Genomic DNA, 21483 nt, shown 5'->3' on the forward strand with positions numbered 1-21483 from the left:
CTGCCAGGAGCCGGGTGATGGATGCCCGGGAGCGGCGGCCAGGTTGAAGGGCACCAAGGCCGGCCATAATGGCCCCCTTTTCTACGGATGACCGGATTATCCCACTCGGCCAGCTCTGCCGCCAGACAGGGCAGACTCTATGTTTGTTTCACCGTTCATCCGACTCTTGAAATCCTTTGTTCCGAGTGGCGCCTCTAAGTTGTGAGCTCTGCACAGCAGGGAAGGCCATGAGTGGTCCCGAATGATCAGGCCGAGAAGTCCCAGCTTTACCCTTCTCCCCGTGCGGGGAAGCGGCCCGGGCCTCCGATGCTCGAAGCTCTAAGTGGAGAGGGAACCTCCGTCTCTCCGGCCTCCTTCAAAGGTTCGCCCCGGCAAATGCCGGACCATTTGGAGGGTCCTTGTGCCCAGCCCAAAGCCGTCGGCCCCCTGCTTAGTAGGTCCCCTACAAAATGGGCCCCGTTCCACCCCGGTAGCGTCGGCTGTACATTAGATTCCGCTTGTACAACCCCGACAGGACCCCAATGAGCAACACCGACACCACCCCCAAGAACAGCCCGCGGACGGAGCGCCGCCGCTGGAACGGCACGGACCTGGGTCTCATCGCCGTTTTTGCCGCCCTCGTAGCCGGCGCAGCCCTGGTGCCGGGTCTGGCCCTGAACGGCTTCGGCGTCCCCATCACCTTCCAGACACTTGCCGTCATGCTCACCGGCCTGGTGCTGGGCCCGGCGCGCGGGTTCGCCGCCGTCGGCCTTTACACCCTCCTCGGCCTTGCCGGCCTCCCCATCTTCAGCCAGGGCCGCAGCGGCCTGGGCATCCTTGCCGGCCCCTCCGCCGGTTACATCATCGCCTTCCCCATCGCCGCGGGCGTCGTGGGATGGCTGGCCACCGTGGTGATCAAGCGCACCACCAGGGCCCGCGCCCTCTGGTTCTTCCTGTCCGCCACGGTCACCAGCATCGTGGTGGTGCACTCGCTGGGCATCGTGGGCATCGCCCTTAACTCCAAGGCCACCCTGGAGCAGGCCTTCCTCAGCGACCTCATCTTCTACCCGGGGGACATCATCAAGAATGTCCTCGCGGCCGTCATCGCCGTCGCGCTTCACAGAGCCTTCCCCGACGTCCTTGTGCGCCGTGTGCGCCGCCGTGCCGTGGCATCCGAAAGCGGCTAGGACCCATCGCCATGCCCACAGTGACCTTTGACCAGGTGTCCGTCGCCGTCGAAACGGAGAACTCCCCGCAACCCAAAGTCCTCCTCGACGCAGTGACCCTCCGGCTCGAGGAAGCACGCGTGGGCATCATCGGAGCCAACGGCTCCGGCAAATCCACGCTGCTGCGCCTGGTCAACGGGCTCATCCAGCCAACCAACGGCAGGGTGACGGTCGACGGCGACGACACAGTGCGTGCCGTGCGGAAAGTCAGGCGGAACGTCGGCTTCGTCTTCACAGATCCCCTCTCCCAGCTGGTGATGCCCACCGGCAGGGAGGACGTGGAGTTGTCCTTGCGCCGCTCCGTGAAGAACGGCCCGGAGCGGCGCCGCCAGGCTGAGGCGGCGCTTGACCGGCTGGGACTGCTTCACCTGGCGGACCAGAGCATCTACGAGCTGTCCGGCGGCGAACGGCAACTGATGGCGCTCGCCGCCGTGCTCGCCGTTGACCCGGCGGTGCTGGTCCTGGATGAACCCTCCACGCTGCTTGACCTGCGCAACCGCGAGCTGCTCCGCAGGACACTTGCCACCCTGGACCAGCAGATCATTATGTCCACCCATGACCTTGACCTGGCCCTGGAGATGGACCGTGTCCTGGTCATCGAAGCGGGTCGCGTGGCATTCGACGGCGCCCCCGCCGAAGCCGTGGCAGCCTACCGTTCGTGGTGCCTCCACGGGCTTAACCACGCAGCCCGGGACGCCCAATGAGGGGCCACGGATTCCTCCTGGCCAACTATGTGCCGGGCAATTCCCTCCTGCACCGGACGCCACTGGCGCTGAAGTTCACACTGGTCTTCGCCTGCGGGCTTGCGTCCTTCATCATCGTGGACTGGCGTATTTCGGCAGCCGTGCTGGCCGTTCTTACCGGCCTGTTCCTGTTGGCCGGCGCCGGCGTGAAGCGGCTGTGGGGTGCCGTCCGGCCGCTCGCTGCGGTGCTGCTGGCCATCGGCCTCTTCCAGTGGTGGCAGCTGGGCGGACCCACCGCGGCGCGGATCGTGCTGAACATCCTGGTCTGCGTGGTGGCCGCCTCCCTTCTCACGGCTACCACGCCCATTCAGCGGTTGTTGGATGGCGTTGTCCGGGTGGCGCGTCCATTCAAAAGGCTGGGCGCCGATCCGGAACGCTTCGCCCTGACCATTGGCATCATGCTGCGGAGCATCCCGTTCATCGCCGGCACGTTCGCCGACGTCCGGGACTCCGCCCGGGCCAGGGGGCTGGAGCGCAACCCCCGGGCCCTGGTCCTCCCGGTGTTCATCACCTCCGTGGCCTACGCCCGCCAAACCGGTGAAGCGCTCGCAGCCCGCGGCCTGGGCGAGGCCGAAGACCAGCCAGCCTGACAATCAGGCTTGTGCCGGCACGCAGTACTCAAGCAGTGCCGCGGTTCCCATCCCGCCGGCCATGCTGATCATCGCCAGCCCCAACGTTCCCGGAACGCCCGCCCTCCGCGCCTGGGCCAGCAGCCGCGTCACCAGGACCGCCCCGGACGCACCATAGGCATGCCCCAGCGCCAGCGCGCCGCCGTCCAGGTTCACCCGCCCGGCATCAATGCCCAGCTGGTCCAGGCAGGCAAGGGTCTGGGATGCGAAGGCCTCATTGAATTCCACCAGGTCCACCTCCCCGGCGGATACACCGACTCCGGCGAGGACCTCACGGGCAGCGGGGGCAGCACCAATCCCCAGCACCTGCGGAGCCACACCCGCGGTGCCTGTCCCGTGTACCAGCAGGCCATCGTGCACCCCTAATTGGCGCGCGCGCTCAAGGGAGGTGATGACGACGGCGGATGCTGCGTCCGCGTCAAAGCAGGAATTTCCGGCGGTGACAGTTCCCCCCGGCACGAAGGCGGCTGGGAACCGGGCCATGATGGCGGGGGTGAGGCCGGCGCGCGGCCCGCCATCGGTTGAAACAGTCCCGGCAGCTGTGGCCAGCGGCACAATTTCGTCTGCAAACCGCCCCTCGCTGAGCGCCGCGAGCGCTTTCCGGTGGCTGGCCAGCGCAAAGGCATCCTGGCGGTCCCTGCCCACACCGTATTCCGCCGCCACCGTTTCCGCCGCGACGCCCATGTCCGGATCGCCAAAGCCCGCAGGCACAAACTGGGCGCGGCGGTAGAACTCCGGGCCGCCGTCGTCCTTCCGGTGGGCGCGCAGGGGTGCGGTGCTGGTGCTCTCCGCTCCCCCTGCCAGGTAGAGCGGGCTGCCACCGGCAGCAACCAGCCGTGCGGCGAAGACGATGGCGTCCAGGCCTGAGCCGCATTGCCGGTCCACGGTGATCCCGGGCACGGTGACGGGCAGTCCCGCCTCCAGCAGGGCGAGCCTGGCCACGTTTCCGCCGCCGCCCACGGCGTTGCCGATCACGACGTCGGCGACCGACTCCGGATCCAATGACAGTTCGGCTACAAGGTTGCGCAGGACCGGCGCCAGCAGTTCATGTGCCCGGAGGGTCCGCAGGGCTCCGTTGACCGGGCACACCGGGGTCCGGCGCGCTGCGATGATCACGGGCTGGCGGTCCGCCGGCAGGAGCCCGGCCGGCCGGACGTCAGCCGCCAAGGGCCCGTACCCTGGGGTCCCGGGCATTGATCCACTCCATCAGCAGGCTCCGGCTGACCTTTCCGCGGTCCGTGGTGGGAAGTTCCGGCAGGAGGTAGTACTGCAGGGGCCGCTTGTGCCGGGACAGGATGTCCTCCAGCCCGGCCCGCAGCTGCGTTGCGGTAAGCCCGCCATGGGAGGCCACCACTCCAGCAACTATCCGCTGGCCCCGCAGATCGTCCGGCATGCCGGCGGCCACCGCTGCCGCAACGCCGGGGACTGCTGCCAGCGCCAGTTCCACCTCGTGCGGGTAGACGTTCCTTCCGGCGGTAAGGATCATGTCGGCGCGGCGGCCAAGGATGTGCAGCTCCCCGTCCAGAAGGTAGCCCTGGTCCCCCACCGTGTACCAGTCGCCAAAGGACCGCAGCGCCTCGCCGTCATCGCCCCACAGGTAACCGTTGCTCACCATGCCGCTGCGGACGCAGATGTTGCCGTAGCCACCGGCCGGAACCACGATGCCGTCGTCGTCCAGGATCCGGACGTCGACGCCGGGAAAGGGCCGCCCGATTCCGGTGCCGCCCGCGGCGGCGTCCTCCCCAGGGACCAGGCCAAGGCCGGAGACGAAGCTCAGCTCGGAGGCGCCGTAGTACTCGTAAATGGTGGCGTTGGGAGCCCAGCGACGGGCCGCTTCCAGGGTGCGGGCGTCGAGCTTGGAGCCGGCACAGATGATGGTGCGGATTCCGGACGCGTCGACGCACCCCGTCATCCCCCGTTCGCTGAGCATCCGCAGCATGGTGGGCACCAGGACCAGCCGGGTGACTCTGTCGTACGTGATGGCAGCGTGGACGTCGCCGACGTCGAACGTTTCCAGCGTCTGGAACTCGGACCCGGCGTAAAGGCATTCGGCCAGGGCATAGAGGTTCAGGCTGGCGGCCAGCGGGCCGGGCGCAAGGGTGACATCATCCTGCCGGAGTCCGAAAAACTCGATCGAAGCATCGAAGGACTGCTGCCACGACCGCCGGGAACGCGTGAATGCCTTGGGCACGGAAGTGGTGCCGGAGGTCAGTCCGATGAGGAAGCAGGCGTCAGGAGGGCCGTCAGCCAGGCCGTCATCCGGGGAGACCGGGGCCGGAACGGCGCAAGCCTCCACCCGCCGGACAATGTCCTCCTGCAGGGGTGCGGGCCAGGACGGGTCCAGGACTGCGCACTGGCGGCTGCCCGCCACGGCTGCAGCGAACTTTACGGCGAAATCCACGGAGTTGGACTCGCACAAGGTGGTGAGTGACTTCGTCTCCGGCACCAGTCCGGCGGCGGAATCCACCAGCTCATCCCAGGCCAGGCGCCGCCCGGCGATCACCACGGCGGTGTCGTGCGGCCGTTGCCCAGCCCAGAGCTGGATCTTGTCGAGGAAAGGCACGAACCAACTTTACCGGCCGCCATGGGTTGAGCCCCCGGCCCGCGGGTATTGTGACGATATGAGTTTCAATGACAACGTGCAGCTTGATCCCTCCCAGGTCCAGGACCGGCGGGGCATGGGCACCGGCGTGAAGATCGGCGGCGGAATCGGTGGCGGCCTGGTGCTGCTCGTTGCACTCCTGCTGGGCATCAACCCCAACATGCTCGGAGGCCTGACTGACGGCGGAACCGCAGGACAGTCGCAGGGCACGGCACCGGCCTGCACCACCGGTGCGGACGCCGATGCGCGCCTTGACTGCCGGATCACCGGCACCGTCAACAGCCTCAATGCGTTCTGGCCCGGCTACCTGAAGCAGTACAACGTGCAGTACCCCCGTCCGGAGGCAGTGATCTTCAGCGGCGGCACCAACACCGGGTGCGGGTCCGCAACATCCGAGGTGGGCCCCTTCTACTGCCCCACGGACACCACCGCATACTTCGATCCCGGCTTTTTCCAGGAACTGGTGGACCGCTTTGGTTCCTCCGGCGGCCCCCTGGCCCAGGAGTACGTGGTAGCCCACGAATTCGGCCACCACATCCAGAACATCCTCGGCGACCTGGGGCGGGCGCAGCAGGATCCGCAGGGACCGGAGTCCGGTTCCGTCCGCACCGAACTGCAGGCCGACTGCTATGCAGGTCTGTGGGCCAAGTACGCTTCCACCACGCCGAACCCCGCCACGGGCCAGCCGTACCTGGAACCCCTTACCCAGCAGGACGTGAACGATGCCTTGTCCGCCGCCGCGTCCGTGGGCGACGACCGGATCCAGAAGGCAGCCACCGGCAGGGTCTCCCCCGAGGGCTGGACGCACGGTTCCAGCGAGGAACGCCAGCGCTGGTTCACCCGGGGCTACCAGTCCGGCGACATCAAGCAGTGCGACACCTTCAGCGCCGCCACCCTCTAACCCCATCGATTGCTCCCCACCTGTCGTTTTCACGCCTGATAACGACAGGTACGGAGCAGTCGATGGCGGTGGGAACGACGACGGCGGGCCACCTTCCCAGGGAAGGTGACCCGCCGTCGCCGTACTAAAGCCGTGGGGACTAGATGTTGAAGCCGAGGGCCCTCATCTGGTCCTTGCCATCGTCGGTGATCCGCTCGGGACCCCATGGCGGCATCCATACCCAGTTGAGACGCCAATCGTCCACGACGCCGTCCAGGGCCTGGCCTACCTGCTCCTCGAGCACATCGGTGAGCGGGCAGGCGGCGGTGGTGAGCGTCATGTCGATCAGGAGCGCACCGTCGTCGTCGGAGTACTTCAGGCCGTACAACAGCCCGAGGTCCACCACGTTGACGCCAAGCTCAGGATCGATGACGTCCTTGAGCGCCTCTTCGACGTCCTCCAGGGCCGTACGGGCCGGCTTGATTTCGGTCATGGCAAGTCCTAACTAGGCCTGTACTGCGGCTTCGGCGGCGACGGTGGCAGCGCCGGCGCCCTTGGCGTAGCGGTCGTAGCCTTCTTCCTCGAGGCGGTCGGCCAGCTCGGGGCCGCCCTCCTCGACAACCTGTCCGTCCACGAACACGTGGACGAAGTCAGGCTTGATGTAGCGAAGGATGCGCGTGTAGTGCGTGATGAGCAGGGTGCCCATGTTGCCTTCCGCATGTGCGCGGTTGACGCCTTCGGAAACAACCTTCAGCGCGTCTACGTCCAGGCCCGAGTCGGTCTCGTCCAGGATGGCGAATTTGGGCTTGAAGAGTTCCAGCTGCAGGATCTCCACGCGCTTCTTCTCACCGCCGGAGAAGCCTTCGTTGACGTTGCGCTGGGCGAAGTCAGCGTCGATGCGCAGCTGCTCCATGGCAGCCTTGACGTCCTTGGTCCAGGTGCGCAGCTTGGGGGCTTCGCCGTCGATGGCGGTCTTCGCGGTACGCAGGAAGTTGGTCATGCTGACACCGGGGACCTCCACCGGGTACTGCATGGCCAGGAAGACGCCGGCGCGGGCACGCTCGTCCACGCTCATCTCCAGGACGTCCTCGCCGTCCAGGCTGATGGAGCCGCTGGTGACGTTGTAGCGGGGGTGCCCGGCGATGGTGGAGGCCAGGGTGGACTTGCCGGAGCCGTTGGGGCCCATGATGGCGTGGGTTTCGCCGGTGCGGATGGTCAGGCTGACGCCCTTCAGGATTTCCTTGGTGCCCTGTTCCGTCTCAATGCTGACGTGCAGGTCCTTGATCTCAAGAGTAGACATATGTCTTGTTCTCCTCTGCGCCGCGCCTGCCGGCTGCGGTGCGCTCTGTGTCTGGAAGTGTGGTTCGTAATTCTGTGGTGCTAGCTGAAGTTCGGAGCTTCGGCGCCGTTGAGGACGTTGGTGACATCCACGTAGACCTCATCCCCTGCGATCTCGACGGCGAATACCGGGACGGGATCGTAGGCGGGCAGCTGCAGCGGCTGGCCGCTGCGGAGGTCGAACTGCGAGCCATGGCCCCAGCACTCGATGGTGCAGCCATCCACGTCACCTTCGGACAGTGAAATGTCCGCGTGCGAGCAGGTGTCGCCGATCGCGTGGATCTCCCCCATGGAATCCTTGACGATCGCCACAGGGTAGTCGTCGATCAGGATCCGCAGCGCCTGCTTCACCTGGATTTCGTCCACCTTGCAGACAAGCTCGCCCTTTGGCTGGTCAGTCATCTGAAAACCGTGCTCCGTAGCTTCTAGTTGTCCGTCAGTGCGAGTTCGTGCTCAACAGCCTCGGTCAACCGTTCCTCGATGGAGGGGACCTTGATCTGCTGGATGATTTCGTTCAGGAAGCCCCGGACCACCAGTCGGCGGGCAACATCCTCGGGGATGCCGCGGGCCATCAGGTAGAACAGGTGCTCGTCATCCATCCGGCCGGTGGCGCTGGCGTGGCCTGCACCCTCGATGAGCCCTGTCTCGATTTCGAGGTTGGGCACCGAGTCGGCGCGGGCACCGTCGGTGAGCAGCAGGTTGCGGTTGGCCTCGTAAGTGTCGGTGCCTTCTGCTTCCTTGCGGATCAGGACGTCACCAACCCAGACAGCGTGGGCGTTGCGGCCCTGCAGGGCACCCTTGTAGAGGACGTTGGACTTGCAGTTGGGTACCGCGTGGTCCACGAAGAGACGCTGCTCAAGGTGCTGGCCGGCGTCGGCGAAGTACAGGCCGAACAGTTCGGCCTCGCCACCGGGGGCGGTGAAGCGGGCCGACGGCGTGACGCGCACCAGGTCCCCGCCAAGGCTCACCATGACGTGCTTGAGTTTGGCGTCACGGCCGATCTTTGCCTGCTGGGAGGAGGCGTGGACAGCGTCGTCGTTCCATTCCTGGAGCGAGACAACCGTGAGGTTGGCACCGTCTTCGACGATGATTTCAACGTTTTCCGAAACCACGGCGGAGCCCTTGTGGTTCAGGACCACAACAGCCTTGGAGAACTTTTCCGCAACAATCACGAGGTGCTGGGCGGCGGCGTCCAGGGACGTGCCTTCGACGTCGATGGTGATCTCCGTCAACGCTTCGAACTCCGCGGGGATGGTCACCACGGTGGCCTGGGCGAAATTCTCCCAGGCGTTGGCGGAGACGCGGTCCTCGGGGATGCCGGCGGTACCGATCCGCTGGTCGTCGCGGCCGACGCCCTCGACAACGACGCCTTCCGGGCCCTTGACGATCACGGTGGGCGCCGCGCCGGACAGGACCTCGGAATGCAGGCCGCGGAGGCGCTTGAGCGGGGTGAAACGCCAGTCCTCCTCCATGCCGGTGAGCGGCTTGAAGTCAGCGAGCTTGTAGGACGTCAGCCGGCCGGCGCGTGAGCTGTCCGGTACGCCGACGCCGCCGCCGTGGGAGTGGCTCTTGGCTGAAGCGCCCGCAAGCGGGGCCTTGCCGTTGGCGTTGATCGGCGAGAGGCTCTCGCCCTCTTCGGTGAAGCCGTCGATGAACGGCTGGGCTGAGGGCGCGCCGATGCGTGCCTTTTCGGTAGTGATTTCAGTCATCGTTATCCGACGGACCCTTCCATCTGCAGTTCAATGAGGCGGTTCAGCTCAAGTGCGTACTCCATGGGGAGCTCGCGGGCAATCGGCTCGATGAAGCCGCGCACGATCATCGCCATGGCTTCGTCTTCGCGCATGCCGCGGGACATCAGGTAGAACAGCTGCTCTTCGCTGACCCGGGAAACAGTTGCCTCGTGGCCCATCACAACGTCGTCCTCGCGGATGTCGATGTAAGGGTAGGTGTCCGAACGGCTGATGGTGTCCACCAGCAGCGCGTCGCAGCGCACGGTGTTGGCCGAGTGCTTGGCACCTTCACGGACCTGGACCAGGCCGCGGTAGGCTGCACGGCCGCCGCCGCGGGCCACCGACTTGGAGATGATGGAGCTCTTGGTGTTCGGCGCGATGTGCACCATCTTGGAGCCCGTGTCCTGGTGCTGGCCTTCGCCGGCGAACGCGATGGACAGGGTTTCACCCTTGGCGTGCTCGCCCACGAGGTAGACAGCCGGGTACTTCATGGTGACCTTGGAGCCGATGTTGCCGTCGACCCACTCCATGGTGGCGCCTTCTTCGCAGATGGCACGCTTGGTCACCAGGTTGTACACGTTGTTGGACCAGTTCTGGATGGTGGTGTAGCGGACGCGGGCGCCCTTCTTCACGATGATTTCCACCACGGCGGAGTGCAGCGAGTCCGACGTGTAGATCGGTGCCGTGCAGCCCTCGATGTAGTGGACGTAGGAGTCCTCATCGGCGATGATCAGGGTCCGCTCGAACTGGCCCATGTTCTCGGTGTTGATGCGGAAGTACGCCTGAAGGGGGATGTCCACGTGGACGCCCTTGGGGACATACACGAACGAGCCGCCGGACCACACAGCCGTGTTCAGCGAGGCGAACTTGTTGTCGCCCACGGGGATCACGGTGCCGAAGTACTCCTGGAAGATCTCCGGGTGTTCCTTCAACGCGGTGTCGGTGTCCAGGAAGATGACGCCCTGCCGCTCAAGGTCCTCGCGCAGCTGGTGGTAGACAACCTCGGACTCGTACTGGGCGGCGACGCCGGAAACCAGGCGCTGCTTCTCGGCCTCCGGGATGCCCAGCTTGTCGTAGGTGTTCTTGATGTCCTCGGGGAGGTCGTCCCAGGAGGCAGCCTGCTTCTCGGTGGAACGGACGAAGTACTTGATGTTGTCGAAGTCGATGCCCGACAGGTCCGCACCCCAGGTGGGCATGGGCTTGCGGTCGAAGTACTTCAGGCCCTTGAGGCGCAGGTCAAGCATCCACTCCGGCTCGCTCTTCTTGGCCGAAATGTCCCGGACTACTTCTTCGCTGAGCCCACGGCGTGCGTTGGCGCCGACGTCGTTCTTGTCAGCCCACCCGTACTCGTAGTTGCCGATGCCGTGGAGCTCGGGATTCTTTTCCAGAATCTCCGAGATCACAGTGTTTTCGGCTACTGCTTTCTCTGATAGTTGGTCCGTCATCACGGCCTTTCTTACTGATGGTTGGTTACTTCGTCCAGGCTGGCGGGGGCTGCGGCCGGCGCAGTGACCGGCTTGGCAGACAGCCTGCCTGTAGGAATGTGGGTGGTGCAGACGTGGCCGCCGCGCGCCAGGGTGGAGAGGCGTCGGACGTCAACGCCCACCAACCTTGAGAAAACTTCGGTTTCGACGTCGCAGAACACCGGGAAGCGGGCCGCCAGCTGCTGGATGGGGCAGTGCCCCTGGCAGAGCTGCACGCTCGAGAGCGCCGCGGGCAGCGGCGCCTTTGCCTCGATGGACGCGGCGGAGGCCACGAAGTTGTCGCGGGTCAGGGCGGCTGCGAGTGCATTGGCACGGTCCCGGATGTCCGGTCCGGCCTGCTCGATTTCAGGTGCGTAGCGGCGCTCCATATCCGCAAAACGCTCCTCGGCGAAGGCGCGCACGGCGTCCGGGCCGGCCATCTTTTGCAGCTGCTGCAGCGCAAGGGCGGCGATGTCCAGGTAGTCGTTGCCCAGGCTGGATTGACCCTGGGAGCTGAGGACGTAGCGTCGGGCGGGACGACCGGCACCCGCTCCGGGCTTGGCCACCTTCTTGACCTCGATGACGCCGGCACGGGAGAGGTGGTCCAGGTGGCGCCGGACTGCGGCCGGGGTGAACCCCAGCATGTCTCCGAGCTCGGCCGCACTGACGGGTCCGTGTTCCAGGACGGCAGCGAGGACCCGGTCCCGGGTCCGCTCGTCGGCATCAGCGACAGGACTGGATGCCGCGGCTCCGGCCACGGGCACAGCTGTAGCGTTGGTCATGGAATACACAACACAATCATGTCGTAATTTAGTCCCGCACTCCAGTAAGGACAGGCTGACCTTGGCTGCCAGTGCCGCATAACCGCGTCGGACGTCGGGAAATACTACATCCCGTAGAATACTGTGGTGCGATTCCCCCAGTCCCCCGTCCTGTCCATCCATGGGCTCATCAAGGACGTTGGCCCCCTTTCCAGCCTGGACGGAAAGATGCTCAGGGTTGTCAGCGGCGTTTCACTTATCGCGGAGCGTGGACAGGTAACCGCGCTCCTGGGCGCGAACGGCGCCGGAAAGACCACCACACTCGAATGCGCGCAGGGCCTGCAGAAGCGCAACGGCGGCAGCATTTCGCTGCTGGGGCAGGACCCTGCTGCGGCAGGCGCTGACCTGCGTTCCCGCGTCGGTGTGATGCTGCAGGACGGTGGCCTCCCGCCGTCGGCAAGGCCCTTGCCGCTGCTGCGGCACATCGCAGGGCTGTATGCCCGCCCTTGGCCTTTGGAGGACCTGGTGGGCAGGCTGGGCATCGACACCTTCAGCCGGACCAGCGTCCGCAGGCTGTCCGGCGGCCAGAAACAGCGCCTGGCTCTCGCGGCCGCCCTCATCGGCAGGCCGGAAGTCCTCTTCCTGGACGAGCCGAGCGCCGGACTGGACCCGCAGTCCCGGCAGCTCGTCTTCGACCTGATCGCCGAGCTGCGGGACAGCGGGATGGGGATCATCCTCACCACCCACCTCATGGACGACGCCCAGCGCCTGGCGGACTACGTGTACATCATCGACGGCGGCCGCAACGTTGCCGAGGGAACAGTGCAGGAGCTGCTGCAGCGCAGCCCGGCAGCCAGCCAAGGCGGCGAGCACATCCGGACGTTGGTGTTCGAGGCACCGGCCGGCCTGGATGTGGCCGCGGTGCTGCCGGATGGCGTGGATGTTTCAGAATCCCGCGCCGGAAGCTACACCGTCACCGGCGCCCTGACCCCGCGCCACCTCGCCGCGCTGGCCCAGTGGTGGGAAGCGAAGGGCGTCATGCCCGCATCAATGAGCCTCCAGGCGCGTAGCCTTGAAGACGTCTTTTTGGACATTTCAGGAAAGGACATCCGATGAGCACGGCAGCAACGCGGGAGATGCAGCAGCCGGCCTCCCTGCTGCGCCGCGTCCTGCTGCAGGGCAAGTATGAGGCACTGACCATGCTGCGGAACGGCGAACAGCTCATCCTTGCAGTGGTGCTGCCGCTGCTGGCCCTGGTCGGCCTGACGGTGACCCCTTTCCTGGACGGGATGGGCTCCAGCCGCATCAACGTGGCGGTTCCGGGTATCCTCGCGCTGTGCGCGATGTCCACCGCGTTCACCGGCCAGGGCATCGCCACCGGCTTCGACCGCCGCTACGGCGTGCTCCGGTTCCTGTCCACCACGCCGCTGGGCCGTGGCGGCCTTATTGCCGGCAAGGTCCTTTCGGTCCTGGCCGTCCTGTGCCTTCAGGTGGTGGTGGTGGGGCTGGTAGCCCTGGCGCTGGGATGGCAGCCGACGGCGGCGGGCTGGCTCCCGGGGCTGGCACTGCTCGCCCTGGGCGCGGCGGCTTTCACTGCCCTGGGTCTGCTGGTGGCCGGAACAGTCCGGCCGGAGGCCACGCTGGCCATCACCAACCTGCTGTGGATCCTCCTCGGCGCACTGGGCGGCATCGTGATCCCCGCCGAAAGACTGCCTGCCGCGGCGCAGGCCATTGTGCACTTCCTGCCGTCCGGCGCGCTGGGCGAATCAATGCGGGCCGCCTTCCTGGATGGCGCCGTCAACGGCGGCGCTGCCCTCATCCTGCTGCTCTGGACGGTTATCGCCGGAGCCGCAGCCATCCGTTGGTTCAAGTGGAATTGAGATAATCGTGACCACGGCTTCACGCCTCCCCCAGCTCGCCGGCCGCCTGGCATCGCGGCTCCCACGCACCGTGGACGCCAGGATCCGCCGCCTCGCCGTCGCCTCCCTGATCGGGCAGACGCTCCTGGTGGTCACCGGCGGCGCCGTTCGCCTGACGGCATCAGGCCTCGGCTGCCCCACCTGGCCCCGGTGCACCACGGATTCGCTGGTAAACACCCCTGAAATGGGGATCCATGGCTTCATCGAGTTCGGTAACCGACTCCTGACGTTCGCGCTGGCCGCCGTTGCTGCCCTGATGCTGGTGTACCTGTGGAACCTGCGGAAGGAACGCAAGGATCTCTTCCTCCTGGCCCTGGGCCTGCTGGCCAGCATTCCCGCCCAGGCGGTGATTGGCGGCGTCACAGTCCTCACCAACCTCAACCCATGGGTGGTTGGGCTGCACTTCCTGGTTTCCATGGCGCTGGTGGTATTCGCCACGCTGCTGGTCAACCGGGCCTTCGGACGGACCGGCCGCTTCCTTGCCTCCCGGCCCGCCGCGCTGCCCGCTGCCCTGCGCCCGGTGGCGTCCGCCGTCGCCCTTTTCTCCGCCGTCGCCGTGATGCTTGGTGTGGTGGTCACGGGGGCGGGTCCGCATGCCGGTGACGCCGATGCTCCCCGCAACGACCTGGACTGGGATCTGTTCTCCCACATCCATGCCGTGCCGGCGTACCTGGTCACGGCCGGAACGCTGGTGGCCCTGGTGCTGGTCTTCAGGCGTGGCATTAAGGGGCCTTTCCGGACGGCCGTCCTGGCCCTCCTGGGCGTCACCGTGCTTCAGGCCATCATCGGCTTCACGCAGTACTACAACGGCATTCCGGCGCTGCTGGTGGCGGCCCACATGCTCGGCGCCGCCCTGTTGATGGCGGCGTCAACGAACGCCTGGGACATCGCCCGTTCCAGTCCCCTGGACTCCTCCAGGACAGAGAAGCAGGCGAACGCTCCCCGATAAATGCGCGGCAGGCGCCCCGGCCCGGATGGGACCGGGGCGCCTGCCGGTTTCGGACCCTTTCAGCTGGCCGGGACGTTACCGGTCCGCGAATGCCTCGACCCTAAACGCGGCCTCGCAGGCGGGGTCAAGGTTGTCGATTCCGGTGGTGGTGATCTGCAGGACCTGGGCGGTGGAAATGTCGTAAAAGAGGCCGGTGGCCTGGACCTTCCCCGCAGCCAGCGGCGGGCCCGCCACCGGATGGTTCTGCAGCTTGGCCAACTGCACGGCCACGTTGACCATCGCCAGCTGGTCCACTCGGTTGTATCCCGCTGCGGCCGCCTGCCGGCCCACCGGATGACCTGCCAGCAGCTCTGCGTAGCTTGGCCGGGCATGGTCCAGCCACTGCCCGAATGCCGCACCCAGGGAAGCGTGGTCTTCGCCGTCGGCTTCTGCGAGCAGCGCCTTCATGGCGCCGCAGTTGGAGTGTCCGCAGATCACCAGCGACTGCACCCCCAGTCCGTTGACGGCGAAGGACAGGGCCGAGGCAGTCGAGGCGTCCTGGCCGTCGGCGCACACCACATTGCCGATGTTCCGCAGCGTGAGCAGGTCGCCGGGACCGCTGCTGGTGATCAGATTGGGATTGACGCGGGAATCCACGCAGGCCACGAACAGGCTGTCCGGACTCTGCCCTTCCGTCAGGTCGTGCACCAGCGGGCGGACCTGGTGGGCGAACCGGCGGTGGTATTTGTTGACGCCCTGCAGCAGCGGCTCCTTCCGGGGCGGAAGGGGCAGTTCGCTGGCCTCCTCGCGCCGGGGAGCCTGGTGGGCAGCGTCCCGGAAGACCGTGTTGCCGTGCTCCTCAAGATGCACCGTCCCGCCCGCGGCCTGGTGCTGGAGCTGCCAGGCCAACAGGGCTTCCCGGAAGGAATGGTCAACATAGTCGGCGTTGAGCTCCACCACCACGTCCGCGGCGGCGGGGACAGACTGGAGGACGCCGTTAAGCTTTGGCAGTGCGAAGAAACTGCACGATCCTGCTATGGTGACGCGCCAGGGCGCTGACGGCGCGGCGGGACGGTGCGCCTTGATGGGGGCCCGCAGGACGCGCCACAGCACACTGGCAGCGGCGAGGGCCAGGCCGATCATGACGCCCTCAAGCAGGTTCAGGAACACCACGCAGACAAGGGTCACTGCGTAGATGGTGAGGTCGCCGGTCCGCAGGCTGGTCCTGATGTCGGCCACCTTGATCAGGCGTGCCCCGATCACCACTAGCAGGCCGGCCAGGACGGCCAGCGGGATCAACTGGATCAGGCCGGCAAAGAGGGCTGAGAACGCCAGGACCCACGCACCGTGCAGGACTGCCGATGCCCGGGTGGCCGCACCCGCCTCAACATTCGTGGCGCTGCGGACAATAACGCCCGTCACCGGCAGTCCGCCCAGTGATCCGGAAACGATGTTGGCCGTGCCCTGGCCGATGAGCTCCCTGTTCAGGTTGGTCCGCGGGCCGGTTTGCATCTTGTCCACGGCGACGGCGGACAACAGGGACTCGATGCTGGCGATCAGGGCCATGGTCAGGATGGCAAAGGCGAAGGCGCGCCAGTTGCTGTCGGGGAGTTGCGGCAGGGCGACCGCATCGAAGATTGAGCCGTCCAGGGAGATGCGTTCGACACCGGGTGCAAAGGCCACAGCCAGTGCTGTGCCTGCGGCGACGGCGGCCAGCGGGCCGGGGATTCGCCGAACCGCGGCGGGCAGGAACTTCCAGCACAGGAGGATTGCCACGACGGCGAGTCCCAGCAGGGCGGCATGCAGTTCCAGGTTGGTGATGGTTGCCGGCAGTGCCACGAGGTTCTCAAGGGCCGAGCCTGCCGGCTTGGATCCAAGGAGCACATGGAGCTGCTGCAGAATGATGGTGACGCCGATGCCGGCGAGCATTGCCTTGACCACTACCGGCGAAACGGCCAGGGCGGCCCTGCCCACGCGGCTGATGCCCAGCAGGAGTTGCACGACGCCGGCGGCCGCGGTGATTGCGCACGTCACCTGCCAGCCGAACTCCTGGACCAGGCCGGCCACGACGACGGTAAGCCCCGCTGCGGGTCCGCTCACCTGCAGCGGTGAGCCGCCAAGGCTTCCGGCCACGATTCCGCCAACGGCTGCGGCAATGAGTCCTGCCATGATGGGCGCCCCCGACGCGGCTGCGATGCCCAGCGAGAGCGGGAGGGCCACCAGGAACACCACCAGGGATGCCGGTACGTCGGCACCAAGATGGGCGGCAAAAGGTGGGCGGGGAAATCTAAAGCGGCTTTTACCCGGCGGGCTGTGGCTGGGGGCCGGGAAGGTGGAGGGACGGGCTTCCATGGGACTTTCCTTTGGTCGAGGGAAGGGTCCGCTCCACCGTAAGCAGCTTGTCATTGTGGATGACAGCTAAAGTGACCGATATGACAAAAAAGGTCACAGCCTTCCCATGTCCTCAGGTAAGGGATTGTGTTGTTAAAGCAGGCGGCGGCCCCCACCGTCAGATGGGAGCCGCCGTGGTGGCTGTTGCGGTGGCTTAGCCGGCCATGACCGCCTGCCCGACGAAGGGGTCCACCGCCAGTGCGATGAACAGCAGGGTCAGGTAGCTGATGGATCCGTGGAAGACCTTCATGGCGCGCTTGTCCTGGATGTCCTCGCGCTGGGCACGCGCATACAGGGCTTGTGATTCGTAGAGGAACCACGCCCCGGCAATAACTGCCGTGACGGTGTACACCCAGCCGGCCCCTCCGGCCGGGATCATCAGCAGCGAGCAGGCCACCATGGCCCAGGCATACAGGACCACCTGGACGGACACCACTTTGGCGCCGGCGATGGCGCCAAGCATGGGGACGTTGGCGTTCCGGTAGTCCTCGCCGTAGCGCATGGACAGGGGCCAGTAGTGCGGCGGGGTCCACAGGAAGATCACCATGAACAGGATGACCGCCGGCCACTCGACGGAGTTGGTGACGGCAGCCCACGCAATCAGCACCGGGAAGCAGCCGGCGGCACCGCCCCAGACGATGTTCTGTGCCGTGCGCCGCTTGAGGATCATCGTGTAGATGACAACGTAGAAGAAGATGGCCGCGAGCCCGAGCCACGCTGAGAGGGGATTGGCGCCGAACCAAAGGATCACGATCGAGGCCGCGCCCAGCAGCCAGGAGAAGACCAGGGCCTCCCGCGGGGTGACTTCGCCGGTGACCAGGGGCCGGTTCTCCGTACGGTGCATCAGCTTGTCGATGTCGCGGTCGATATAGCAGTTGAAGGCGCCGGCGCTGCCGGCGGCGAAGGCGCCGCCCACCAGCGTGGCCAGGATCAGCCCGATGGACGGGAAGCCCCGTTCGGCGTAGATCATGGTGGGCAGGGTGCTGACCAGGAGCAGTTCGATCACGCGCGGCTTGGTGAGGGCGAGATACGCCTTGGCCTTACGGGCAAACCCGGTGCCGGCGGCCCGGGATGCGTTCAGCGGCGTATCTGTAGTGCTCACGGTGGCAGTCACCCGTTCTGTGTGGCAGTTGAGGCTGGCAATGCAGCTCCGGTCGTGCGGCCCGGACCCGGGCACGGCACAAAGGGAGGAAATGCTCCAAGAGCGTGCAACAGCCGGGAAACCCCGGGCGGCGGTAGCGATGCCCATCCGGCGTTGGCCTCCGAATATCATACCGCGCCGCAGCCCCTGTCCCGGCCCTTCCATATGCGCAAATGATTGCTCGCGCGCCCATTCGAGCAGATTAACTCAGCCGGTCGGAATGCTGATTCACAAAAGGGGAAATTGCGTCCAAAACGTGAGATTTGGGCCGCCCGGAGAATGGATAAGAGCTAAGCTGTCACCAGATCAGCACGCAGCAAGAAAGCGGTGGAAAACGCATTCCCGCTGCTGCACGTGACTGAATGCAAGGATCAACGTTTCGATGGTGAACGGCTGGTACACACCGCAGCGGGCGCCACGCAGTGCGCCCTTAAACGGAGCCGTGTACCGCCGCCATCAGCACAGAGAGGGGCCCGGTTTTCGTGCCACATTTGGAAGAGCAAGAACTGTCATGGACCAGCTTGGACCAGCGCGCCGTGGATACCATCCGCGTCCTGGCCGCAGACGCCGTGGAGAAGGTGGGCAACGGCCACCCCGGAACCGCCATGAGCCTCGCGCCGGCCGCCTACCTGCTTTTCCAGAAGCTGATGCGCCATGACCCGCGCGATCCACAGTGGCTGGGCCGCGACCGCTTCGTGCTGTCCCCCGGCCACACCTCGCTCACCCTTTACATCCAGCTGTTCCTCTCCGGCTACGGCCTGGAGCTGAAGGACCTGGAAGCGCTCCGCACCTGGGGTTCGCTGACCCCGGGACACCCAGAGTACAAGCACACCGCCGGCGTTGAGATCACCACGGGCCCGCTGGGCCAGGGCCTTGCATCCTCCGTGGGCTTCGCTTACTCGCAGCGCCGCCAGCGCGGCCTGTTCGACGCCGACGCCCCCGCCGGCGAATCGCCGTTTGACCACACCATTTGGGTTATTGCCTCCGACGGCGACCTCCAGGAAGGCGTCACGGCCGAGGCTTCCTCGCTGGCCGGCCACCAGGAACTCGGCAACCTCGTGGTCATCTACGACGAGAACCACATTTCCATTGAGGACGATACCGACATCGCCTTCACCGAGGACGTCCTGAAGCGTTACGAAGCGTACGGCTGGCACACGCAGCGGGTGGACTGGACCCGGACCGGCGAATACAAGGAAGACGTCCAGGAGCTCTACAGCGCCCTGCTCGCCGCCAAGGCCGAAACTTCCAAGCCGTCCATCATTTCACTGCGCACCATCATCGGTTACCCCGCACCCAAGAAGCAGAACACCGGCAAGATCCACGGGTCCGCCCTCGGTGCCGACGAGGTGGCCGCATTGAAGGAGGTCCTGGGCTTCGACCCCGCCAAGTCCTTCCAGGTGGACCAGGAAGTCCTTGACCACGCCCGCCAGGTGGTGGAGCGCGGCGCGTCCGAGCGCAAGGAATGGGAAGAGTCCTTCAACGCCTGGCAGGCAGCCAACCCGGAGGGCGCAGCACTCCTGCGGCGCATTGAAGCGCAGGAACTTCCGGAGGGCATCGACGCAGCCCTTCCGGTCTTCCCGGCCGGCAAGGACGTTTCCACCCGTGCAGCATCCGGCAAGGTCCTCAACGCCCTGGGCCCGGTCATGCCCGAACTCTGGGGCGGCTCCGCCGACCTTGCAGAGTCGAACAACACCACCATTGAAGGCTCCCCGTCCTTCGTGCCGGCCTCCAAGCAGACCGGCGCCTGGTCCGGCAACCCCTACGGCCGCGTGCTGCACTTCGGCATCCGCGAGCACGCCGCGGCATCGATCGTGAACGGCATCAGCCTGGCGGGCAACACCCGTGCGTTCTCCGGAACCTTCCTGATCTTCAGCGACTACCAGCGTCCGGCCATCCGCCTGGGTGCCCTGATGGGTGTCCCGTCGCTGTACGTCTGGACCCACGACTCCATCGGTCTGGGCGAGGACGGCCCCACCCACCAGCCGGTGGAGCAGCTCGCCTCGCTGCGCGCCATCGTGGGCCTGGACGTGGTCCGTCCCGGTGACGCCAACGAAGTGGCAGCTGCCTGGAAGACCATGCTGGAAAACCACGCCAACCCGGCAGGCATCGTCCTGACCCGCCAGAACATCCCCACCTGGGAACGCGGCGCGGGCGACGCCGACGGCGACACCTTCGCTTCCACGGCAGGTGTGGCAAAGGGCGGCTACGTCCTGGCTGAGGCATCGAAGGACGGCGCCACGGTACCGGCCGACGTGATCCTCATCGCCACCGGCTCCGAGGTCCAGCTGGCCGTCCAGGCCCGCGAAGCCCTCCAGGCCGAAGGCATCGCAGCCCGCGTCGTCTCCATGCCGTGCGTCGAATGGTTCAAGAAGCAGGACGCCGCCTACCGCGAATCCGTGCTGCCCGCCGCCGTCAAGGCACGCGTCTCGGTCGAAGCCGGACTGGCCCTGGGCTGGCGGGAATTCGTCGGCGACGCCGGCCGTTCCGTGAGCCTTGAGCACTACGGCGCTTCCGCAGACTACAAGCGCCTCTTCCAGGAGTTCGGCATCACGGCAGATGCAGTGGCTGCCGCCGCCAAGGACTCCCTCTCCAGCCTCCAGGCCTGAAACCTCATCTTTTAGGAGATACAAAAAATGACTACTCCCACCCAGCAGCTCTCCGACGCCGGAGTCTCCATCTGGCTCGACGACCTTTCCCGCGGACGCCTGCAGACCGGCACCCTGCGCAAGCTCATCGAAGAGAAGAACGTGGTTGGTGTGACCACCAACCCCTCCATCTTCCACGCGGCCATCACGTCCGGCACTGACTACGACCACATCATCGCCGGCAAGGCCGCCGAAGGCGCCAGCGTGGAGGACACGATCTTCGAGATCACCACCACGGACGTCGCCGACGCCTGCGACCTCTTCGCCCCCGTGGCTGCCGCCACCAAGGGCGTTGACGGCCGCGTCTCCATTGAGGTCGACCCGCGCCTTGCCTGGGACACCGCAGGAACCATCGCCGAAGCCAAGCACCTCTCGCAGCGCGTGAACAAGGACAATGTCCACATCAAGATCCCGGCAACCATCGAGGGCCTTGAGGCCATCACGGCAACCCTCGCCGAAGGCATCAGCGTCAACGTGACCCTGATCTTCTCGCTGGAGCGGTACCGCGCGGTCATCAATGCGTTCCAGTCCGGCCTGGAGCAGGCCAGGGAAAACGGCCACGACCTTTCCAGGATCCACTCCGTGGCATCGTTCTTCGTTTCCCGCGTGGACACCGAAATCGACAAGCGCCTGGACAAGATCGGCACCGACGAGGCAAAGGCGCTTAAGGGCAAGGCCGGCCTGGCCAACGCCCGCCTGGCCTACCAGGTCTACGAAGAGCTCTTCTCGACGGAGCGCTGGGCCCTGCTTGCTGACGCAGGGGCACTCCCCCAGCGCCCCCTGTGGGCTTCCACCGGCGTGAAGGACCCGGCCTACCCGGACACGCTCTACGTCACCGAGCTCGTTGCCCCCGGCGTGGTGAACACCATGCCGGAGAAGACCCTGGATGCCACCTTCGACCACGGCGTGGTTACCGGTGACACCGTCACCGGCACCTATGACGAAGCAAACGCCACCCTCGACGCCCTGGAAAAGCTGGGGATCTCCTACAACGACGTCGTAGCACTCCTTGAAACCGAAGGCCTGGACAAGTTCGTGGCCAGCTGGAAGGAACTGCTGGCGGACGTCGAAGGCGCCCTCGCCTCTGCACGGAAGGCTTCCTAAC

19 protein-coding genes are annotated in these 21483 nt (G+C 66.2%); 9 read left to right on the forward strand and 10 right to left on the reverse strand.

What is annotated here, in order from left to right:
- Positions 1 to 521: 521 nt before the first annotated feature.
- From QFZ60_RS10130 to QFZ60_RS10140, 3 genes are read left to right on the forward strand one after another with little or no spacing between them, the layout of a single operon-like run.
- Positions 522 to 1166 (forward strand): biotin transporter BioY, encoded by a 645-nt coding sequence (locus tag QFZ60_RS10130; protein WP_307090209.1) that lies wholly within the window; start codon positions 522 to 524, stop codon positions 1164 to 1166.
- An 11-nt stretch (positions 1167 to 1177) separates the two neighbouring features.
- Positions 1178 to 1909 (forward strand): energy-coupling factor ABC transporter ATP-binding protein, encoded by a 732-nt coding sequence (locus tag QFZ60_RS10135; protein ID WP_307090211.1) that lies wholly within the window; start codon positions 1178 to 1180, stop codon positions 1907 to 1909.
- On the forward strand, positions 1906 to 2538 hold the full coding sequence (locus QFZ60_RS10140) for an energy-coupling factor transporter transmembrane protein EcfT (RefSeq protein ID WP_307090212.1): 633 nt from the start codon (positions 1906 to 1908) through the stop codon (positions 2536 to 2538). The genes QFZ60_RS10135 and QFZ60_RS10140 overlap by 4 nt, the downstream gene beginning before the upstream one ends.
- Before the next feature lie 3 nt (positions 2539 to 2541).
- Here the strand turns inward: QFZ60_RS10140 and QFZ60_RS10145 are convergent, their stop codons facing one another.
- On the reverse strand, positions 2542 to 3771 hold the full coding sequence (locus tag QFZ60_RS10145) for a thiolase family protein (RefSeq protein ID WP_307090213.1): 1230 nt from the start codon (positions 3769 to 3771) through the stop codon (positions 2542 to 2544).
- On the reverse strand, positions 3734 to 5140 hold the full coding sequence (locus tag QFZ60_RS10150) for a class I adenylate-forming enzyme family protein (RefSeq protein ID WP_307090214.1): 1407 nt from the start codon (positions 5138 to 5140) through the stop codon (positions 3734 to 3736). The genes QFZ60_RS10145 and QFZ60_RS10150 overlap by 38 nt, the downstream gene beginning before the upstream one ends.
- Before the next feature lie 58 nt (positions 5141 to 5198).
- Between QFZ60_RS10150 and QFZ60_RS10155 the strand changes: the two genes are divergently transcribed.
- On the forward strand, positions 5199 to 6080 hold the full coding sequence (locus QFZ60_RS10155; RefSeq protein WP_142121740.1) for a neutral zinc metallopeptidase: 882 nt from the start codon (positions 5199 to 5201) through the stop codon (positions 6078 to 6080).
- 139 nt (positions 6081 to 6219) lie between these two features.
- On the opposite strand, the gene QFZ60_RS10160 is transcribed toward QFZ60_RS10155, so the two are convergent.
- From QFZ60_RS10160 to QFZ60_RS10185, 6 genes are all read right to left on the reverse strand, one after another.
- Positions 6220 to 6552, reverse strand: coding sequence for a metal-sulfur cluster assembly factor (locus tag QFZ60_RS10160; protein ID WP_307090216.1), 333 nt, complete (start codon positions 6550 to 6552; stop codon positions 6220 to 6222).
- A gap of 12 nt (positions 6553 to 6564) precedes the next feature.
- Entirely contained in the window at positions 6565 to 7359 is a 795-nt protein-coding gene (gene sufC, locus QFZ60_RS10165) for a Fe-S cluster assembly ATPase SufC (protein ID WP_307090217.1), read from the reverse strand.
- A gap of 80 nt (positions 7360 to 7439) precedes the next feature.
- The gene (locus tag QFZ60_RS10170; RefSeq protein WP_056333741.1) at positions 7440 to 7799 is read right to left on the reverse strand and encodes a non-heme iron oxygenase ferredoxin subunit; all 360 of its coding nucleotides are present in this window, start codon (positions 7797 to 7799) and stop codon (positions 7440 to 7442) included.
- Positions 7800 to 7822: 23 nt separating this feature from the next.
- Entirely contained in the window at positions 7823 to 9106 is a 1284-nt protein-coding gene (gene sufD / locus QFZ60_RS10175) for a Fe-S cluster assembly protein SufD (RefSeq protein WP_142121736.1), read from the reverse strand.
- A gap of 2 nt (positions 9107 to 9108) precedes the next feature.
- Positions 9109 to 10572 (reverse strand): Fe-S cluster assembly protein SufB, encoded by a 1464-nt coding sequence (gene sufB, locus QFZ60_RS10180; protein ID WP_056333736.1) that lies wholly within the window; start codon positions 10570 to 10572, stop codon positions 9109 to 9111.
- A gap of 11 nt (positions 10573 to 10583) precedes the next feature.
- Positions 10584 to 11372: a metalloregulator ArsR/SmtB family transcription factor gene (locus QFZ60_RS10185; protein ID WP_307090221.1), complete on the reverse strand. Its 789-nt coding sequence runs from the start codon at positions 11370 to 11372 to the stop codon at positions 10584 to 10586.
- Between the two features lie 126 nt (positions 11373 to 11498).
- Here QFZ60_RS10185 and QFZ60_RS10190 point away from each other — a divergent pair, with 126 nt between their 5' ends.
- The 3 genes from QFZ60_RS10190 to QFZ60_RS10200 are packed head-to-tail and all read left to right on the forward strand — an operon-like array spanning position 11499 to position 14219.
- The gene (locus QFZ60_RS10190) at positions 11499 to 12467 is read left to right on the forward strand and encodes an ABC transporter ATP-binding protein (RefSeq protein ID WP_307090223.1); all 969 of its coding nucleotides are present in this window, start codon (positions 11499 to 11501) and stop codon (positions 12465 to 12467) included.
- Positions 12464 to 13231 (forward strand): ABC transporter permease, encoded by a 768-nt coding sequence (locus QFZ60_RS10195; protein WP_307090225.1) that lies wholly within the window; start codon positions 12464 to 12466, stop codon positions 13229 to 13231. Before QFZ60_RS10190 ends, QFZ60_RS10195 begins: the two co-directional genes overlap by 4 nt.
- Positions 13232 to 13238: 7 nt before the next feature.
- A complete protein-coding gene (locus tag QFZ60_RS10200; RefSeq protein ID WP_307090227.1) occupies positions 13239 to 14219 on the forward strand; it encodes a heme A synthase in 981 nt (326 codons plus the stop codon).
- A gap of 75 nt (positions 14220 to 14294) precedes the next feature.
- Here QFZ60_RS10200 and QFZ60_RS10205 read toward each other — a convergent pair whose 3' ends face one another.
- Positions 14295 to 16550, reverse strand: coding sequence for a bifunctional SulP family inorganic anion transporter/carbonic anhydrase (locus QFZ60_RS10205; protein ID WP_307090229.1), 2256 nt, complete (start codon positions 16548 to 16550; stop codon positions 14295 to 14297).
- A 193-nt stretch (positions 16551 to 16743) separates the two neighbouring features.
- The gene (locus tag QFZ60_RS10210; protein WP_307090231.1) at positions 16744 to 17703 is read right to left on the reverse strand and encodes a heme o synthase; all 960 of its coding nucleotides are present in this window, start codon (positions 17701 to 17703) and stop codon (positions 16744 to 16746) included.
- A 518-nt stretch (positions 17704 to 18221) separates the two neighbouring features.
- Here QFZ60_RS10210 and tkt point away from each other — a divergent pair.
- On the forward strand, positions 18222 to 20339 hold the full coding sequence (gene tkt / locus QFZ60_RS10215) for a transketolase (protein ID WP_307093283.1): 2118 nt from the start codon (positions 18222 to 18224) through the stop codon (positions 20337 to 20339).
- A 27-nt stretch (positions 20340 to 20366) separates the two neighbouring features.
- Positions 20367 to 21482 carry a transaldolase gene (gene tal / locus QFZ60_RS10220; RefSeq protein WP_307090233.1) on the forward strand — a complete coding sequence of 372 codons (1116 nt, stop codon included), beginning with the start codon at positions 20367 to 20369 and terminating at the stop codon, positions 21480 to 21482.
- The last annotated feature ends 1 nt before the right edge of the window (position 21483 follow it).

Source organism: Arthrobacter sp. B2I5, assembly GCF_030816735.1.
Classification (GTDB): domain Bacteria; phylum Actinomycetota; class Actinomycetes; order Actinomycetales; family Micrococcaceae; genus Arthrobacter.